This window comes from Paraburkholderia sp. FW306-2-2C-D06C, assembly GCF_058781505.1.
In genome coordinates, this window is sequence record NZ_JBYSWU010000152.1 from 1 (window position 1) to 638 (window position 638).

Sequence of the window (638 nt, forward strand, 5' to 3'; positions counted from 1 at the left end):
GCGGCGTGCATGGCGCATGCACGTCGAAAACTGCACGATCTGCACGCTGTGCGGCCGACAACGATCACCAGTGAAGCGCTGGAGCGCATTGGCGCGCTCTATCGCATCGAAGAGCACATTCGTGGCAAGCCCCCTGAAGAACGACGGCGCATCCGCCAGGCGCAAGCCGTACCGCTGCTTGATAACATGAAGCGGTGGTTCGAGGCGATGCTCCTCACACTCTCCGCGAAATCGGACACCACCAAAGCGATCCAGTATTCGTTGAACCGCTGGCCTGCGCTGGTCTATTACTGCAGCGATGGTCAGGCCGAGATTGACAACCTGATCGCCGAGCGCGCGTTGCGCGGCGTGGCAATCGGAAGACGGAATTATCTGTTTGCCGGTGCAGACTCCGGCGGCGAACGTGCAGCCGCGATGTACAGCCTGATCGGTTCTGCACGTCTGAATGGCATTGATCCCGAAGCCTATCTGCACTACGTCATTGAGCGCATCGCCGATCACCCGGTGAACCGGATCGACGAACTCCTGCCTTGGAACGTTGCTCCTTTGTTGCCCGCCTCAAAAATCGATCCCGTTCGCTAGCAGCCAAGCCTCTCGCGCGTCAACGTCAATCGTGACGGTACTCATCGAGTGCTTAC

1 protein-coding gene is annotated in these 638 nt (G+C 59.2%); it reads left to right on the plus strand.

The genetic code is table 11. From position 1 onward, the window contains the following. A partial coding sequence (tnpC, locus tag AC3WLT_RS37270) for an IS66 family transposase (RefSeq protein ID WP_492596543.1) occupies positions 1-582 on the plus strand: 582 nt, incomplete at its 5' end. Positions 583-638 lie beyond the last annotated feature (56 nt).